Annotated in this window: 17 protein-coding genes; 11 read left to right on the forward strand and 6 right to left on the reverse strand. The window is 72.9% G+C overall.

The window, feature by feature from the left end:
• Window positions 1-34 precede the first annotated feature (34 nt).
• The 4 genes from J4557_RS08735 (at window position 35) to J4557_RS08750 (ending at window position 2631) form a co-directional block, all read left to right on the forward strand.
• Window positions 35-373, forward strand: a complete 339-nt coding sequence (locus J4557_RS08735) for an antibiotic biosynthesis monooxygenase family protein (protein ID WP_208265935.1) — start codon at window positions 35-37, stop codon at window positions 371-373.
• A gap of 40 nt (window positions 374-413) precedes the next feature.
• Window positions 414-737: an antibiotic biosynthesis monooxygenase family protein gene (locus J4557_RS08740; RefSeq protein ID WP_208265936.1), complete on the forward strand. Its 324-nt coding sequence runs from the start codon at window positions 414-416 to the stop codon at window positions 735-737.
• A gap of 18 nt (window positions 738-755) precedes the next feature.
• Window positions 756-1682 (forward strand): NADP-dependent oxidoreductase, encoded by a 927-nt coding sequence (locus tag J4557_RS08745; RefSeq protein ID WP_208265937.1) that lies wholly within the window; start codon window positions 756-758, stop codon window positions 1680-1682.
• A gap of 109 nt (window positions 1683-1791) precedes the next feature.
• Window positions 1792-2631 carry an LLM class flavin-dependent oxidoreductase gene (locus J4557_RS08750; protein ID WP_208265938.1) on the forward strand — a complete coding sequence of 280 codons (840 nt, stop codon included), beginning with the start codon at window positions 1792-1794 and terminating at the stop codon, window positions 2629-2631.
• Window positions 2632-2696: 65 nt separating this feature from the next.
• Here J4557_RS08750 and J4557_RS08755 read toward each other — a convergent pair whose 3' ends face one another.
• On the reverse strand, window positions 2697-3947 hold the full coding sequence (locus J4557_RS08755) for an NAD(P)/FAD-dependent oxidoreductase (protein ID WP_208265939.1): 1251 nt from the start codon (window positions 3945-3947) through the stop codon (window positions 2697-2699).
• 198 nt (window positions 3948-4145) lie between these two features.
• Between J4557_RS08755 and J4557_RS08760 the strand changes: the two genes are divergently transcribed.
• Genes J4557_RS08760 through J4557_RS08775 form a run of 4 tightly spaced genes read left to right on the forward strand, consistent with a single transcriptional unit; the run spans window position 4146 to window position 7974 of the window.
• Entirely contained in the window at window positions 4146-5552 is a 1407-nt protein-coding gene (locus tag J4557_RS08760; protein ID WP_208265940.1) for an FAD-binding oxidoreductase, read from the forward strand.
• A gap of 4 nt (window positions 5553-5556) precedes the next feature.
• Window positions 5557-6366: an SDR family oxidoreductase gene (locus J4557_RS08765; protein ID WP_208265941.1), complete on the forward strand. Its 810-nt coding sequence runs from the start codon at window positions 5557-5559 to the stop codon at window positions 6364-6366.
• 34 nt (window positions 6367-6400) lie between these two features.
• A complete protein-coding gene (locus J4557_RS08770) occupies window positions 6401-6820 on the forward strand; it encodes a PPOX class F420-dependent oxidoreductase (protein ID WP_208265942.1) in 420 nt (139 codons plus the stop codon).
• On the forward strand, window positions 6817-7974 hold the full coding sequence (locus tag J4557_RS08775) for an acyltransferase family protein (RefSeq protein WP_208265943.1): 1158 nt from the start codon (window positions 6817-6819) through the stop codon (window positions 7972-7974). Before J4557_RS08770 ends, J4557_RS08775 begins: the two co-directional genes overlap by 4 nt.
• Window positions 7975-8016: 42 nt before the next feature.
• Here the strand turns inward: J4557_RS08775 and J4557_RS08780 are convergent, their stop codons facing one another.
• Both J4557_RS08780 and J4557_RS08785 read right to left on the reverse strand, forming a co-directional pair.
• A complete protein-coding gene (locus tag J4557_RS08780) occupies window positions 8017-9078 on the reverse strand; it encodes a histidinol-phosphate transaminase (protein WP_208265944.1) in 1062 nt (353 codons plus the stop codon).
• A 166-nt stretch (window positions 9079-9244) separates the two neighbouring features.
• On the reverse strand, window positions 9245-10798 hold the full coding sequence (locus tag J4557_RS08785) for an MFS transporter (protein ID WP_208265945.1): 1554 nt from the start codon (window positions 10796-10798) through the stop codon (window positions 9245-9247).
• A 124-nt stretch (window positions 10799-10922) separates the two neighbouring features.
• Here J4557_RS08785 and J4557_RS08790 point away from each other — a divergent pair, with 124 nt between their 5' ends.
• On the forward strand, window positions 10923-11651 hold the full coding sequence (locus J4557_RS08790) for a TetR/AcrR family transcriptional regulator (RefSeq protein ID WP_208265946.1): 729 nt from the start codon (window positions 10923-10925) through the stop codon (window positions 11649-11651).
• 22 nt (window positions 11652-11673) lie between these two features.
• Here J4557_RS08790 and J4557_RS08795 read toward each other — a convergent pair whose 3' ends face one another.
• Window positions 11674-12423, reverse strand: a complete 750-nt coding sequence (locus J4557_RS08795) for an SDR family oxidoreductase (protein WP_208265947.1) — start codon at window positions 12421-12423, stop codon at window positions 11674-11676.
• A 154-nt stretch (window positions 12424-12577) separates the two neighbouring features.
• Here J4557_RS08795 and J4557_RS08800 point away from each other — a divergent pair, with 154 nt between their 5' ends.
• Entirely contained in the window at window positions 12578-13600 is a 1023-nt protein-coding gene (locus J4557_RS08800; RefSeq protein WP_208265948.1) for a methyltransferase, read from the forward strand.
• Window positions 13601-13773: 173 nt separating this feature from the next.
• Here J4557_RS08800 and J4557_RS08805 read toward each other — a convergent pair whose 3' ends face one another.
• Together J4557_RS08805 and J4557_RS08810 are read right to left on the reverse strand one after the other, a co-directional pair.
• Window positions 13774-14673, reverse strand: a complete 900-nt coding sequence (locus tag J4557_RS08805) for an MBL fold metallo-hydrolase (protein ID WP_208265949.1) — start codon at window positions 14671-14673, stop codon at window positions 13774-13776.
• Window positions 14674-14872: 199 nt separating this feature from the next.
• Window positions 14873-15331: a winged helix-turn-helix transcriptional regulator gene (locus J4557_RS08810; RefSeq protein ID WP_208265950.1), complete on the reverse strand. Its 459-nt coding sequence runs from the start codon at window positions 15329-15331 to the stop codon at window positions 14873-14875.
• 83 nt (window positions 15332-15414) lie between these two features.
• Between J4557_RS08810 and J4557_RS08815 the strand changes: the two genes are divergently transcribed.
• Window positions 15415-16656 (forward strand): MFS transporter, encoded by a 1242-nt coding sequence (locus J4557_RS08815; RefSeq protein ID WP_307799555.1) that lies wholly within the window; start codon window positions 15415-15417, stop codon window positions 16654-16656.
• Window positions 16657-16739: the final 83 nt, after the last annotated feature.

Below are 16739 nucleotides of genomic sequence, written 5' to 3' on the forward strand. Positions count from 1 at the left end.
GAGACCGCCAGCCACCGACGCGGAGGACCCGGCCATGGTGCACATCTCGACCGACGACGACTACTACACGACCATCACCGTCTTCACCACGACCCCGGAGAACCAGCGCCGGCTCTTCGAGGTGATCAAGGAGGGCGAGGAGCGGCTCCGCGGCTTCCCCGGCCTGGTGTCGGCCGGCCTCCACCTCAGCCACGACGGCACGCGCCTCATCGGCTACGCGCAGTGGGAGAAGAAGGAGGCCTTCGACGCGATGCGCGCCCTGCCCGACCGGCAGGAGCACTTCCGCGAGGTCCACGGCCTGGTCAGCGACGTGCAGCTCATCGCCTGCCGCGTCGCCTACACCCACGACGAGATCGCCCCCACCACGAGGTAACGACCCGCACCGCGGGCACGACTGAAAGGACGTCATCCCGATGGCACGCATTCCGGCCGACAAGGCGCACTTCACGATGGTCAACATCTTCGACACGAACCCCGAGCACCAGGAGAGGCTGTTCGAGGTGATGTCCAAGGGCGCCGACGTCATGGGCGCGCACAAGGGCAACGTCGGGGTCGCCATGCACCTGAGCCACGACGGCAAGCGCCTGATCACCATCACCGAGTGGGAGAGCAAGGAGGACTTCGAGGACATGCGCGCCCGCTCCGACCTCCAGTCCTACTTCAAGGAGGTCAGCGGGATCATCACCTCGGTGGACCCGAACCCCTGCCGGCTCGCCTACCTCCACGACCAGGCCTGAGCCGGAGAGGACGCGACGATGCGAGCAGTGGCGATGACCTCGTTCGGCGGCCCCGAGGTGCTGTCGGTGGTCGAGGTCCCCACGCCGGAGCCGGAGGCGGGCCAGGTCCGCGTCCGGGTCAAGGCGGCCACGGTCAACAACTTCGACCTGGTGGCGCGGGCCGGCTGGCTCGGCGGGATGCTCCCCCCGGGTCCGCGGTACGTCCTCGGCTGGGACGTGGCGGGCGAGATCGACGCGGTGGCGCCCGACGTCACCGGCTTCGCCCCCGGCGACGCCGTCATCGGGATGTCGGACTGGCTCGACACCAGGGCCGGCACCTACGCCGAGTACGTCGTGCTGAACGCCGCGTCGGTGACGCGGGCGCCCGCGGGCGCCACCCCGCTGCAGGCCGCGACCATCCCGGTCAACGGCCTCACGGCGCTGCGGATCCTGGAACTGCTCGACCCCGCGCCCGGCGCGACCATCGCCGTCACCGGCGCGGGCGGTGCCGTCGGCGGCTACACCGCCGAGCTGGCGCGGGGCCGGGGCCACCGGGTCCTCGCGCTCGCGTCGGCGCAGGACGAGGCGTTCCTCACCGGGCTCGGCGCGACGTTCGTGCCGCGCTCCGACGACCCGGTGGCGGCGCTGAGGGCGCACGCGCCGGACGGCGTGGACGCGCTGGTCGACGCCGCGACCATCGGGCCCGAGATGATCGCCGCGGTCCGCGACGGCGGCGCGTACGCCGGGCTGACCCCGCCGAAGACGCCCGGGCCCGAGCGCGGCATCGGCGTGCACCGCGTCCACGTGACCGCCGACGGCGCCCGGCTCGCGGAGCTGGTGTCGCTGGCCGAGCAGGGCCGCCTCACCCTCCGGGTGGCGCAGGACTTCCCGTTCGAGCAGGCACCCCAGGCGCACGCGATGCTCGCCAAGGGCGGCGTGCGCGGGCGCGTCCTGCTCACGCCCTGACGGTCCGGGTCGCGCCCCGCCGAGGAGCGCCCGCGGTGTCGGCCCACCCGCGGGCGCTCCGTCCACGTGTCCGGCGAACAGTACCGACCGATCCCCGAAAGGACCCGACATGCAGATCGGCATCGGCCTGCCGGCCAACATCCCCGGCGCCGGCCCCGAGCAGATCCTGGAATGGGCGCGCCGCGCCGAGGACGACGGGTACTCCTGCCTGTCCGCCATCGACCGGCTCGTCTTCGACAACTACGAGCCGCTGGTCGCGCTGTCGGCGGCGGCCGCGGTCACCCGCCGGATCCGGCTCGCCACCAGCGTGGTCATCGCGCCGTGCCGGCTGAACGCCGCGCTGCTCGCCAAGCAGGCGGCCTCGGTCAACAAGCTGTCCGGCGGACGGCTGGTGCTGGGCATGGCCCCGGGCGGCCGCGACGACGACTACGTCGCCTCGAACGCCCCCTACGCCGAGCGCGGCCGGGAGTTCGACCGCATGCTGGCGGAGATGACCGCGGTCTGGGCGGGCGAGGGCGGCATCGGCCCGTTCGGCCGGGCCCCCCAGATCATCATCGGCGGTTTCGCGCCCCGGTCGTTCCGCCGCGTCGCGCGCTTCGGCGACGGGTGGATCGCCGGGGCGGACGGCGCGGACTCCTTCGCCGGCGGCGCCGAGCAGGCGCGGCGGGCCTGGAAGGCGGCGGGCCGCGACGGCGCGCCCTTCCTGCAGGCGCTGGCGTACTTCTCGGTCGGGGAGGACGCCGACCGGCGCGCGCGCGAGTACCTGCGCAGCTACTACTCGTTCTCCGAGCGGGTGGCGGACCGCGTCGCCGACGCGACGCTCAAGGACGCCGAGACCCTCCGCCGCACCGTGAAGGAGTACGCGGAGGTCGGCACCGACGAGCTGATCCTGCTGCCGGTCAATCCCGACCCGTCTCAGGTGGACCTGCTGGCCGACATCGTCATGTGAGGCCCGGCGCACGATGAGAGGGGCGGTCCGAGGAATCGGACCGCCCCTCCGGCGCGTGCGGCCGGTCAGGTCGCGGCCGGCACCGACCCGCCCGGCTCCGGGTCGAAGATGGGCTGCAGCGAGTTGAGCCCGGAGATCAGGGTCACGAAGTCCTTGCGCGGGAAGAACAGCTTCCCCGGGTCGATGAGCGCCTGCGCGTACTGGTGGTACGCCTCCTGGTTGAGCCCGGCGTCGTAGAAGAAGCGGACGAACGACACGATGTTCTCCAGGAAGTCGCGGTAGGACGCCTCGTACCGCTCGAACACGTCCGTCTCGCGCGAGGGGTCCTTCAGGACGACGTCGATGCCCTTGGCCGCCGCGGCGGCGGCCAGCATCGCCAGCGTCACGCCGGTCGAGAACAGCGGGTCCACGAACGCCGCGGCGTCGCCCACCAGCACCCAGCCGGGGCCGCTCAGCCGGCCGCAGGCGTACGACCAGTCGCGGGCGTTGCGGTGGCCGCTGGTCTGGACGGCGTTCGCGAGCATGTCCTTCAGATGGGCGGTCTCGGCGATCTTGGCCTGGAACAGCTCCGGCAGCCCCTGCCCGGCACCGGTCGCCTCGGCCGCGGAGGTCACGTAGCCGACGCTGTGGGTGCCGTCGTAGATCGGGATGTACCAGAACCATCCGCCGGGGACGTGCTCGATGAAGATGTTGCCGCTCTCGTCGCCGGTCAGCGGCTCACCGCCCTGGAAGTAGGCCCAGACCGCCACGTTGCGCAGGTCCTCGGTCCACTCGACGGTGGTCAGGTGCCGGCCGAGCAGCCGCGCCTGGCCGGACGCGTCGACCACCATCGTCGCCCGCGCCTCGGTCTCCTCGCCGCCGCGCAGCTTGTAGCGGACGCCGACGACCCGGCCGTCCTCGACGATCGGGCCCTTGACCGCGGCCTCCTCGCGGACGTGCGCGCCGAGTTCCCGGGCCCGCCCGAGCACCAGCGCGTCGAAGTCGGCGCGGCGGACGTTGTAGGCGTGCGGGAATTCCGGCTCGCCCTCGGTGAATTTGAAGCCCCATCGGCCGTCCCGCCCCCACACGAGGCTCCCGCCGAACTTCTTGACGAATCCGAGCGCGTCGAGCCGCTCCCGGAGGCCGAGTTCGTCGAGAACGCCGACGCATCCGGTGATGAGCGACTCCCCGATGTGGTAACGCGGGAACTGCTCGCGTTCCAGGACGAGCACCCGGTGCCCGCGCTGGGCCAGCAGGCCGGCGGTCGACGCGCCCGCGGGGCCACCGCCGATCACGATGACGTCGTACTCGGACTTCACGCTTCCCTGGTCTGACATCGCCCTTCTTCCCTCATCCTGTGGACCGTGCCCGAAGGGCAGGTCGAACGGCTGTCCCGTCCACTTTCGCGAGCCGGCCTGAAGGAGCACTCAGGAAATGGTGGGGGCACGGACCGGCGCGCCTTCAGCCCCTCTTCAGCCAATCTCTACCGGTCTTATGAACACTCGAGAAAACCAACGACGGGAGGGAGGCAGCCAATGAGAAAGGTCCTGGACGACACGCTCGGCCGCCATTTTGACGGCATCCTGGTCCGGCCGGGCGACCCCGGGTTCGACGCGGCGCGCTCGGTGTGGAACGTCGACATCGACCGGCGGCCCGCCCTCGTCGCCCGGCCGGCCGCGCCGGAGGCGGTGGCCGTGGCGATCGCGCACGCCCGGCACCATGGCCTGCCGGTCGCGATCCGCGGCGGCGGGCACGGCCTGGCGGGGCACGGCACCGCCGACGGCGCCCTGGTCATCGATCTGTCCGGGCTGGACGGGCTCGAGGTCGACGCGCGGTCCCGGACGGTGACCACGGGCGGCGGGCTGCGCTGGGGACCGGTCGACGCGGCCGCCCAGGAGCACGGGCTCGCGGTGACCGGCGCCGACGCGCCCCAGGTCGGTGTCGCCGGCACCGCGCTCGGCGGCGGCTTCGGCTGGCTGCACCGGCTGTACGGTCTGACCTGCGACAATCTGGTCGAGGCCGAGGTGGTCACGGCGGACGGCGCGACCCACCGGGTCGACGCGGGCAGCGAGCCGGAGCTGTTCTGGGCGCTGCGCGGCGGCGGGGGGAACTTCGGCGTCGTGACGCGGATGCGGTTCGCGCTGCATCCCCTGCGCGAGCTCACCGGCGGCGTGCTGATCCATCCGATCGAGCGCGGGGCGCAGGTGCTGCGCCACTACCAGGAGGTCGCCGACGCGGCCCCCGGTCGGCTCGCGGTCCGGCTGACGCTGATGGCCGCGCCCCCGGCGCCCTTCGTCCCCGAGCCGGTGCGCGGGCGTCCCATCGTGATGGTCGGCGTCGCCGCGTTCGCCCCGCCGGACGAGGCGGAGCGGATGCTGCGGCCGCTGCGCGAGTTCGGGCCGCCGGTGGCCGACGCCGTCCGGCCGATGACCTACCTGCAGTTGCAGCAGCCGCCGAACCGCTTTCCCGAACGGCAGCGCGCCCACGGCGCGAGCCATTTCCTGGGCCGGCTCGACGACGCCGCCGTCGACGGGCTCCTGGCCGCCGCCGCGGACGCCCCCGGACGCCTCGCCATGCTGCAGATCCAGCAGCTCGGCGGCGCCATCGCCGAGACGGCGCCCGAGGACACGCCGTTCGGCTTCCGCGACGCGGCCCACCTCGTGGCCGTCAACGCCCTGGCCGAACGCGACGACACGGCCGCCGACCTCGCCGCCTGGAGCGCGAAGGCGTCGGCGGCGATCCGCCCCCACGCCACCGGCGGCCCCTACGTCAACTTCGTCTCCGCGGACGAGCCCGCGACGTACGTGCCGGGCGCGTTCGCCCCGGACGCCTACGCGCGGCTCACCGCGGTCAAGAAGGCGTACGACCCGGACAACCTGTTCCGCTTCAACGCCAACATCGCCCCCTCCGCGCCCCCGTCCGCGCCGCGACCCCAGGAGTAGACACATGGATCAGGACGCACCCGCCCGCGACGCCTTCCGCCTCGACGACAGGGTCGCGGTGGTCACCGGCGCCGGGCGCGGCATCGGCGCCGCGACCGCGATCGAGCTGGCCCGCGCGGGCGCCAACGTGGTGATCGCGGCGCGCTCGGCCGACCAGCTGGCGAAGGTCGCGGCCGAGATCGAGGCCGCGGGCCGCCGGGCCCTCGCCGTCCCCGGCGACCTGTCCGACCTCGGCCTCGCCGCCGCCCTGCCGGACCGCGCGGTCGAGGCCTTCGGCCGGCTCGACATCGTCGTCAACAACGTGGGCAGCGCCACCATCCGGCCCTTCACCGCGCTCACGCCCGACGACCTCGTGGACGCCTTCCGCTTCAACGTGGGCATCGCGCACGCCGTCACCGGCTCCGCCGTCCCGCACCTGCTGGACGCGCCGGCGAGCGGCGGCGCCGTCGTCAACATCACCTCGACGGTGGGGCGCGTCGGCGGCCGCGGCTGGCTGGCGTACGGCACCGCCAAGGGCGCCCTGGCGCAGTACACCCGGCTCGCCGCGCGGGACCTGGCGCCGCGCGTCCGGGTGAACGCCGTGACGCCGGGCGCGGTGGCGACCGCGGTGCTGGAGCCGGTGCTCGCCGACGACGCGATGCGCGACCGGCTGGAGCGGGCGACCCCGATGCGGCGGGTGGGCGTGCCCGGCGACATCGCCGCGGCCGTCCGCTACCTCGCCTCCCCCGCCGCCTCGTACGTGACCGGCAAGGTCTTCGAGATCGACGGCGGGATCGACGCCCCCAACGTCGACTTCGGCATGCCCGACGTCTGAGCCACGCCCGATCCCCGAACGCGAAAGGCCCGACATGAACGCGACGCCGCTGAGCGACCAGGCCAAGGCCATGCTCCGTGAGCCCTACTTCGCCTGGGCGACCGTCATCCGGCCCGACGGCTCGCCCCACTGCACGATCGTCTGCGTGGACGTGGACGGCGACGAGGTCGTCTTCACGACCGCGATCGGCCGGGTCAAGGAGCGCATCCTGCGCACCGACGGCCGGGTGGCCGTCAGCGTGCTGGATCCCGCGGTCCCGTTCCACTCCCTCACCGTGTCCGGCACGGGGCGCATCGAGGAGAAGGGCGCCGAGGAGATGACCGACCGGATCGCCCGCAAGTACTGGGGCGCGCCCGACTACGCGCACCGGAGCAGCGACGAGCGGCGCGTCACGGTGCGCGTCACCCCCGAGCACGTCATCTACTCCGACGCCGGAGGCGGTGGCCGGCCGTGAGCGAGGCGCCCGTGAACGACCCGCGCACCAGGCTTCCCTCGCTGACCGGGATGCGGATCCTGGCGGCGCTCCTGGTGTTCTTCTGCCACGCCACCTTCCAGTCGTTCTACGGCGACCGGGGGCCGGCGCCCTCCCTGGAGGCGCCCGCCACGGCCGCGGGCTGGCTCGGCGTGGCCTTCTTCTTCGTGCTGAGCGGCTTCGTCCTGACCTGGTCGTCGCGTCCCGGCGACGCGGCGCGCGACTTCTGGCGCCGCCGCGTCGTCAAGATCTACCCCAACCACCTGGTCACGTGGACCGCCGTGCTGCTGCTGGCGTTCCTCCCGGGCCAGGCCGCGGCCCACCGCGCCACCTGGGGCAAGACGCTGCCGAGCCTGCTGCTCGTGCACGCCTGGGTGCCCGACGCCGACGTGATGAACGCCCTGCACATCCCCAGCTGGTCGCTGAGCTGCGAGCTGCTGTTCTACCTGTGCTTCCCGCTGGTGATCCGGGCGGTCCGGGCGATCCGGCCGGAACGGCTCTGGGCCTGCGCGGCGGGCCTGGTGGCGCTGGTCGTCCTGGTTCCGGCCGCCGCCCAGTGGCTCCTGCCCGACACCCCGAAGATGCCGTGGTTCCCGATGTCGGTCTGGGACTACTGGGCGGTGTACTCGCTGCCTCCCGTCCGGCTCCTGGAGTTCACCTTGGGCGTGGTCATGGCCCGGATCGTGCTCTCGGGCCGCTGGGTCGGCCCGGGGCTCGGCCCGGCGTCCTGCCTGCTGGCCGCCGGTGTCGCCCTCCAGGTGAAGCTGGTGCCCTCCCCCTGGGCGATGGTCGCCCCGACGGTGGTCCCGCTCGCCCTGGTCATCGCGGCCGCAGCCGACCGCGACTCGCGCGGGCGCTCCTCCCTTCTGGCCGTCCCGGTCATGACCTGGCTGGGCGAGATCTCGTTCGCCCTCTACCTGGTGCACCTCCCCGTGCTCACCTACGGCCGTCTCGTCCTGGGCGGCGGCTGGAGCGCACCCGCCGCGTTCGGCGTCGAGGCCGGCCTGCTCGGCGTCGCGCTGGTCCTGGCCGCCGCGCTCCACACGTGGGTGGAACGGCCCGCGATGCGCCGCTGGAGCCGGCGGCGCCGGGAGCGGGTGGCGCCCGCCCCCCGTCCCGTGAGGGAGCCGGGCTGACCCCGCGGCCGCCCGGGCCGGCCCGCTCGGCGGTCGCGGCGGTCACGAGGCCGCGAACCGGGCGGCGACGAAGCCGACGAGGTCGTTCGCCTCCGGCTCTCCCACGGTGATGCGGGCTCCGCGGCCGGCATAGCCGTTGACCTTGACGCCGTGCTCGGCGCACATCTGGACGAACCGGTCGGTCCGCGTGCCGAGCGGGAGCCACAGGAAGTTCGCCCCGCTGGTGGGCACGTCCCAGCCCTGCGCCCGCAGCAGCCGCAGCAGCCGGTCGCGCTCCTTCACCAGGACGGCGATGCGCCGGCGCAGCTCGAACTGGTCGCGCAGCGCGGACAGCGCGGCCTTCTGCGCGACCGCGCTCACGCCGAACGGCAGCGCCGTCCGCCGGACCGCGCCGATCACCCGCGGTTGCGCGACCATGAAGCCGACCCGCAGCCCGGCCAGGCCGTACGCCTTGGAGAACGTGCGGATCACCGCGACGTTCGGGTGCTCGCGGTACAGGCGCACCCCGTCCGGCGCGGCCGGCTCGCCGACGAACTCCCGGTACTCCTCGTCGATCACCACCAGCACGTCCGGTGGGACCCGCCGGAGGAAGTTCTGCAGCGCGTGCCGGTGCACCGTGGTCCCGGTGAGGTCGCTCGGGTTGCCGACGAACACCACCCGGGTCCGTTCGGTGACCGCGCCGGCCAGCGCCCCGAGGTCCTGGTGCGCGCCGTCCAGCGGCACGCCCTCCAGCCGGGCCCCGGCGACCTGGATCAGGCCGGGGTAGCGCTCGGTCGACGGCCAGGAGCAGACGACCTCGTCGCCGTGCCGCACGGCCGCGAGCAGCACCTGCTGGATGATCGCGGTGGCGCCGGCCCCGACCGCGATGTGCGGCGCGGGGACGGAGAGCTCGTCGGAGAGCGCCTGGACGAGCTCGGAGCAGCGGTCGTCGGGGTATCGGTTGACCTCGGACATCGCTCTCCTCGCCATCGCGAGCACGCTGTCCGTGGGTGGGAAGGGGGCCTCGTTGAGGTCGGCGCCGTAGCCCCGGCCGTCGTTCGGCACCGCCGCGTGTACGGCGAGTTCCAGCAGGTCGTCCCTGAGCCGCGGACGCGTCTCCGCCATCAGTACCTCCAGGGTGGCAAGGGGGTCTCCGAGCATCTGGGCGCGCCGCCGGTGGTCCGCCGGCCCGGGCCGGCGGGCGGCCCACGGGGCAGGCCGCCCACCGCGCCGGAACGGCCTCGCACCGTTCACGGCCGCCCGTGCCCGGTGGTCACCGGGGACGGTGCCGTCAGCCCCTGTGCTCGGGCGTGCGGATCAGGAGCACGGCCAGGACCGCTCCGGCGAAGGCCACCGCGGCGACCACGAAGAAGAGCAGGTTCAGGCCGTTCACGATCCCGTGCTCGGCCGCGTCGACGACCGGCTTCCGCAGCGCGCCGGGCAGGTGGGCGGCCACCGCCTTGATCTGGCCGGCGGACGCGGCCCCGGCGATGTCGTGGATCGGCAGGTGCCTGCCCGCCAGGTCGTCGGACATCGTGTGGGTGACCTGGCGCCCGAGGACCGCGCCGTAGACGGCGATTCCCATCGCCATGGCGGTCTGGCTGACGGTGTTGTTGACGCCCGCGGCCATGCCGAGGCGCGGCCCGTCGGCCACCTCCATGGACAGCGACCCGATCGCCGGGAGGGCCATGCCGAGGCCGAAGCCCGCGATCACCATGCCCGGGGCCAGATGCGTCCACGAGGAGTCGAGCGTCAGGCCGTGCATGACGACGAGGCCGGTGCCGACGAGCACCAGCCCGAGGGTCGGCAGCACCCAGGCCGGGAGCCGGTCCATGAACGCGCCCGCCGCGGGCCCCGAGAGCAGGATCGGGATGTTGACCGCGAGGAAGCACAGGCCGGTCTTGAAGGCCGAGTAGCCGAGCTGGTTCTGGAAGTAGAGCGAGAGGTACAGCAGCAGGGCGAAGAAGCTGCCGTGGGTGGCGACCGTGGCGAGCTGCGTGCCGCTGAACGCGCGGCTGCGGAACAGCGACAGGTCCAGCATCGGCTCCCGGTGCAGCCACTCGATGATCAGGAAGACCGCCATGAAGACGGCGGCGCCGGCGAACATCGCGATGACGCGGTCGCTGGACCATCCCCAGTCCTCGCCGCGCAGCAGCGCGACCATCAGGAGCACCAGCGACGCGGTGAGCGTGAGCAGGCCGCCGGCGTCGAGGCTCTTGCCCTTGCGCAGCTCCTCGTGCCGAGGCAGCTTCACCCAGGCGATGACCAGGGTGACGGCCGCGAACGGGATGTTGATGTAGAAGACCCAGCGCCAGTCGATGCCGGCCACGAGCGCGCCGCCGAGGAGCGGGCCGAGCGCGACGGCGACGCCCGCCGCGGCGCCGCGGACGCCGAAGGCGAGGCCGCGCATCTGCCCGTGGTAGATCTGCGCGACGAGCGCGAGCGTCGTGGCGAACATGACGGCCCCCGCCAGCCCCTGCACCGCCCGGGACCAGATGAGCATGTCGGGGGTGGTGGACACGGCGCACGCCAGCGACGCCAGGCCGAACGCGGCGACGCCGATCAGGAACATCCGGCGGCGGCCGACGCGGTCGCCGAGGGACCCGGCGGTCAGCTGGAACACCGCCATGGCGAGGGTGAAGGAGTTCACGACCCACTGCAGGTCGGTGAGGTTCGCCTTGAGGTCGCGCTGGACGTCCGGGAGCGCCACGGTGACGATCGTGGCGCTCATCATGAGCATGGAGACGGCGGTGACGATCGCGACGAGCGGCCACCACCCGGCTTCTTCCCTGTTATCCCCCGTACGGCCGCCATAGACGTCCGAGACGGGCCTCTGCGCAGTCATCGGATCCGTGACCCTTCCTGACTCGACGAGTTCCCTATCATTGCTAGGTGCAGCCTAGCATCGGTAGGGGGTCCTATCAATGCTAGAGTGAATTCATCCGACCGACGCGACCTCCGGGGGTCCGATGGCAGACCGCCCCAACCGCGCCAAGCTGCGGTTGCGCCCCAATCCCGAGGGGCTGTGGAACGAGGAGAAGGGCCCCGATCCGCGCCTCAGCCGGAGCGAGATCGTCGAGGCCGCCCTCGAACTGCTGGAGAAGGACGGTTTCGAGGCGTTCAGCATGCGCGGCCTCGCGACCGCGCTGAACATCAAGTCGCCCTCGCTCTACTGGCACTTCCGGAGCAAGGACGAGCTGTTCGACCTGGTCGTGGACGCCGTGCTCGGCGAGTGCCGGCTGCCCGCCGCCGACGAGGCCGACTGGGCCGAGCGGCTGACGAGCGTGGCCCGCGAGATCCGCCGCGTGCTGCTGGCCCACCCGGCGGCGACCCGGCTGCTGACCGGCCGGGTGCCGCTCGGGCCGAACTGGCTGCGCCTGGCCGAGTACGTGATCGGCACGCTGCGCCGCGCGGGCTTCGACGACAGGCTCACCAACATCTGCTACCTGGTGCTGCTGTACTACGCGGTCGGCTTCGTGACCCAGGAGATCTCGTTCGGCACCGGCGCGGAGGCCCGCGAGCGGTTCGACCAGATGCAGGAGTTCGTGCAGCACCTGCCGCCGGAGCAGTACCCCAACCTCATCGCCGTCACCGCCGGCTTCAACGAGCGCGGTCTCGAGGACCGCTTCGAGATCGGGCTGAGCGGCGTCATCGGCGGGTTCCGCGCCGAACTGGCGAAGGCCGCCGGGCCGGCCTGACCGGCCCGGCGCGCCAGGGCGCTCACCATGGCACGGGGCCCTCGTCTCCGAAGAAGGAGCCCGTCGGGCCGTCGTCGGGCAGCGTCGCGGCGGTGACCGCGGCCCGCGCGCCCTCCGCCGGCGTGCGCACGCCCCGGCCCGCCCCCATGGCAGCGATCAGGTCGGACGCCATGTCGGTGTCGCAGAAGCCGGGATTGACGGAGTTCACCTTGATCGGCGTCTCCGCGAGCTCCTTGGCGTAGGCCACGGTCACGGCGTTGAGGGCGGCCTTGGAGGAGTTGTAGGCCAGCAGGTTCACCCGCGAGACCGGTGACGCCAGGTCGCTGGTGACCGTGAGCGATCCCAGGCGGCTGGAGACGTTGACGATGCGCCCCGCGGCCGAGCGGCGCAGCAGCGGCAGCATCGCGTCGGTCACCGCGATCACCCCCACCACGTTCGTCTCGTAGGTCCGGCGCACCACGTCGAGCGGAACCCGGCCGGGGCGCAGGTTCCAGTCCAGAATGGCGATCCCGGCGTTGTTGACCAGCGCGTCGAGTCGGCCGTACTCGCGCTCCATTCGCTTCGCGGCGCGCTCCAGTCCGGCGGCGTCGGTGACGTCGACGTGCACGTATGCGGCGTCCACCCCCTCCGCCCGCAGCGCGGCGGCCGCCTTCCGGCCGCGCTCCTCATTGCGCGCGCCCACGAGCACCTTCTGCTCGCCGAGCCCGCCGAGCTGCCGCGCGACCTCGAAACCGATTCCCTTGTTGGCGCCGGTGATGAGAGATATTCGCATGCCACCACACTGGCCCCGATCCGGATCGAAGGAAAGAGGCGCCCAGCGGCTCCCGATCATTTCCTTAGAGCTTCTCGACTGCCGTAACCGACCATACAGAAGGAGTGAAATCGGAAGACAGTTTCACCCGTTCGGACTCCGAAAGGACCATGGAATGGACTCGCCGAATCAGGAAACCGCGGACCTGGAATTCGTGATGGAGGTGGCCGGCGGCTTCTGGCGGTCGCGGGCGCTGTTCAGCGGGGTGGAGCTGGGCCTGTTCACCATGCTGGCTACCGGGCCCGCCACCCTCGAGGAGATCACCGGCAAGCTCGGCCTGCACGCGCGCGCGGCGGCGGACTTCCTCGACGCCCTGACGGCCCTGGGCCTGCTGGAGCGCCGGGACGGCCGGTACGCCAACGCGCCGGCCGCCGCCCGCCTCCTCGACCAGAACGGCGAGGGCTACGTCGGCGGCTTCCTCACCTTCATGGGGCGCGCGCTCTACCCGGCGTGGGGCCGCCTCACCGACCTGCTGAGGTCCGGGTCGCTGCAGGAGGGATTCGACTCGTTCGGCGAGTTCTACCGCGACCTCGACCGCGTCCGGGGCTTCATGAACGCGATGGACAGCGCCTCCGCGGCCGTCACCGCCTACCTGGTCGAGCGGGTCGACTGGAGCGGGCACCGGGACGTGGTCGATCTCGGCGGCGCGCGCGGCAACCTCGCCGGCTCGCTCGCGCGCGCGCACGAGCACCTGAGGACCGCCTGCTTCGACATGCCGCCGCTGCGGCCCCTGTTCGACGAGCACATGGCGGCCCTGGGAACCGCCGACCGCACCACCTTCCACGGCGGCGACTTCCTCACCGACGCGCTTCCCGAGGCCGACGCCTACATCTTCGGGCACGTGCTGCACGACTGGGACGAGGAGAGCCGCGTCGCGCTGGTGACCCGCGCGTTCGAGGCCCTGCGCCCCGGCGGCGAGCTGCTGGTCTACGACGAGCTCATCGACGACGACCGGACCGGACCCGCGCACTCCCTGCTGATGAGCCTCAACATGAAGCTCGTCCGGTCGGGCGCCGCCGAGTACACCTTCGCGGACGCGAAGCGCTGGCTCGGCGACGCGGGGTACACCGGCGTCACGGTCGAGCGCATCACCGCCACCGAGCGCCTCATCCGCGCCCGCAAGCCGGCCGCCGCCTGACCGCCGTCCCCTCCGGCCGGAGGTCCCGGGTCCCCGCCGGCCCGGGACCTCCGGCCGTTCCCGTCCGGCGTCGGGGCACTCGACGCCGGGGAACGCGTGATCGGGGAACACGAACGTCCCTCCCGGCCCGGCCGGGAGGGACGTTCGGGTCAGAGGGGCCGTCCGGCCGCCGTTCAGTCGAGCTCGACGGGGAGGAAGCGGTAGTGGTCGCCGTCCTTGCGGACCAGGCCGGCGGACGGGGCGTCGAAGTGGCTGCCGAACAGGACCGAGTCGGTCCCGGCGAGGTCGGCGAACAGCGCGCGCCGGGTCCTCGTCGCCTGCTCGGCGTCCACGTCGACGGTCGCGCACATCGCGGTGCGGGCGAACTGCACCGGGTGGTGGAGGCAGTCGGCGGAGATCACGGCGGCGCGGTCGCCGCCGTCCAGCCGGACCATGACCTGGCCCGGCGTGTGGCCGGGCGCCGGCACGATCGTCACGCCCGGGGCCACCTCGACGCCGGCGTCGGGCACGTCGACGGGGTCCAGCAGCCCGGCCTCCCGGACGGGGTCGATGGAGTCGGTGAACATCTCGCGCTGGTCCGGCTCCAGCTCGACGCCGCCCCAGTAGTCGTACTCGGCCTGGGCCGACACGTAGCGGGCGTTCGTGAACGTGGGCACCCAGCGGTCCCCGTCGAGCCGGGTGTTCCAGCCGACGTGGTCCTGGTGCAGGTGCGTGTTGATCACGACGTCGACGTTGCCGGGCGTGAAGCCCGCCTCGGCCAGCCGGTCGAGGAACGGCGTGGACAGGTGGTCCCACGCGGGGAAGGGGCGGGCCTTGCCGTTGCCCACGCCGGCGTCCACCAGCACGCGGGTGTCGCCGACCTGGACGGCGAAGGCGTGGACCGATCCGAGGAGCTGCCCGTCGTCGTCCACGTAGAAAGGGCTCAGCCATGTCGATTCCGCGACCACGTCCGGGGTCGCCTGAGGCAACAGCCACCGGCCGAACCCGCGCAGCGGGACTTCGGCTATCCGATGGACGGTCACCTTTCCGATCTGCCAGGTCTCTGCCGCCGGGCTCTTCTGGGGTGTCGTCATGGCGCCACGTTAAGGCGAGCGGGAGAATCGGCATTCGAGGATCACTAGAGATCCGCTGAAATCCGACCTCGGCGAGTCCACTAGCGGCCAGGCGGAAAACGGGTGGCCGCTCACTCGATGTGGTTTTCCGAAAAAGCACCTGATATCCATGGGTTCGCGCAATGGAGCCCTCATGGAACGGCGGCGCCTCCCGCGCGGGTCAGGTGGGGCGCCGCACCGAGGTCGTCTCGCTCGTCAGCGGCGATCCGTCCGCCGCGACGGGCAGGACGTCGGGCACGGGGACGCCGTCGCCGTCGACCAGGACCGAGTGCTCCTCCCCCGCCTCGAAGGCGTGCCGCTCGCCCCATTGCCGCAGCGCGACGATCACGGGGAAGAGGTCCTTGCCCGCGTCGGTGAGCGCGTACAGCCTGCGCCTGCCCGAAGGGGAGTCGACCTGGGCGAGCAGGCCGCGGGCGGTGAGCTTGCGGAGCCGTTCGGTCAGGATGTTGCGGGCGATGCCGGTGCGCTGCTGGAAGTCGGTGAACGAGCGGGCGCCGTCCATCGCGTCCCGGACGATGAGCAGGCTCCACCGGTCGCCGACGAGATCGACCGTGCGGGCGACCGGGCAGGTCGGGTCCGTCCACGGAGGGCTCTGCCCCTCTGCGGCATCGGGTGCCATCACCCCTCCAATGAGTTGCGGATTGAAACCATTCTGGCCTAGCCTCCGATCAGTTGCAAAATGAAACCAAACGGAGGTGCCCGGTGAACGGGAGGATGACGCCGCTGCTCGCGGCGGTGTGCGGGGTCGCGGTGGCGAGCGTCTACGCCGGGCAGCCGGTGCTGGGACCGATGGGACGCGACCTGGGCGTTCCGGTCGACGCCCTCGGCTGGTTCGTGGCCGCCGGACAGCTCGGCTACCTGGCGGGACTGGTGCTCCTGGTGCCGCTGGGCGACGTCCTCGACCGCAGGCGCCTGATCGCGGCGCACCTCGCCCTGGTGGCGGCGGGGACGGCGGTCACCGCGGCGGCCCCGGTCGCCTGGGCGGCGTTCGCCGGGCTGGCCGCGGCGGGAGTGTTCGCGGTGGTGGTGCAGACCACCGTCGCGTACGCGGCCTCGATCTCCCCGCCGGCCGAGCGCGGGCGCAACATCGGCATCGTGACCTCGGGCGTGGTGATCGGCATCCTCGGCGCGCGCGTCGTCGCGGGACTCCTCGCCGGCCTGTGGGGATGGCGCAGCGTCTACCTCGCCCTCGCGGTCCTCGCCGCCCTCCTGGCGCTGCTCGCCCTCACGCTGCTGCCCGCCGACGCCCGCCCGGACGCCTCCCGGTACGGGCAGGCCCTGCGGTCCTTCGGCAGGCTGTTCGCCCAGCCGGTGTTCCTCACCCGAGGGCTGATCGCGTTCTTCCTGTTCGCCTCGTTCGGCACCCTGTGGAGCGGCATGGCCCTGCCGCTGGCCGGTGCGCCGTGGCACCTCGGCGAAGCGCGGATCGGGCTGTTCGGAGTCGCCGGGCTGGCCGGAGCCCTCGGCGCCGCGCGGTCCGGACGCTGGGGCGACGCCGGGCACGCGCGCCGGGTCACCGGCGTCGCGCTCGCGCTCCTGCTCGTCTCCTGGGCGGCGATCGGGCAGCTCCCGTGGTCGCTGCCGCTGCTGATCGCCGGCGTGGTCCTGCTCGACTTCGCCGTTCAGGCCGTGCACGTGAGCAACCAGCACACCCTGACCGCCGCCTACCCCGGCCGCACCAGCGCCACCATCGGCGCCTACATGCTCTTCTACTCGCTCGGTTCCGCCCTCGGAGCGGCCGCGACCACGGCCGCGTTCGACGCGGCGGGCTGGACCGGCTCCACCGTCCTCGGCGCGACGTTCGCGCTCTGCGCGCTCGCCACCTGGGCGCTCAGCGGACGCGCAACGGCCGGCGCCGCCCGCCGTCCGGACACCCGGTCCCCGTCGCGCGAACGGCGTCCCTCAGCGGCGGTCCCGGACGCCGACCGCCCGCCCGCGCGCTGACCGGCCGACCATTGGGAGCCGCCCTGCGGTGGGTCACGGGTCTAGCGGTCCCGGGAAGCGGTCGTCCAGGTCGCCGGGCGTCC

It is taken from the genome of Actinomadura nitritigenes (assembly GCF_017573545.1).
GTDB lineage: Bacteria > Actinomycetota > Actinomycetes > Streptosporangiales > Streptosporangiaceae > Spirillospora > Spirillospora nitritigenes.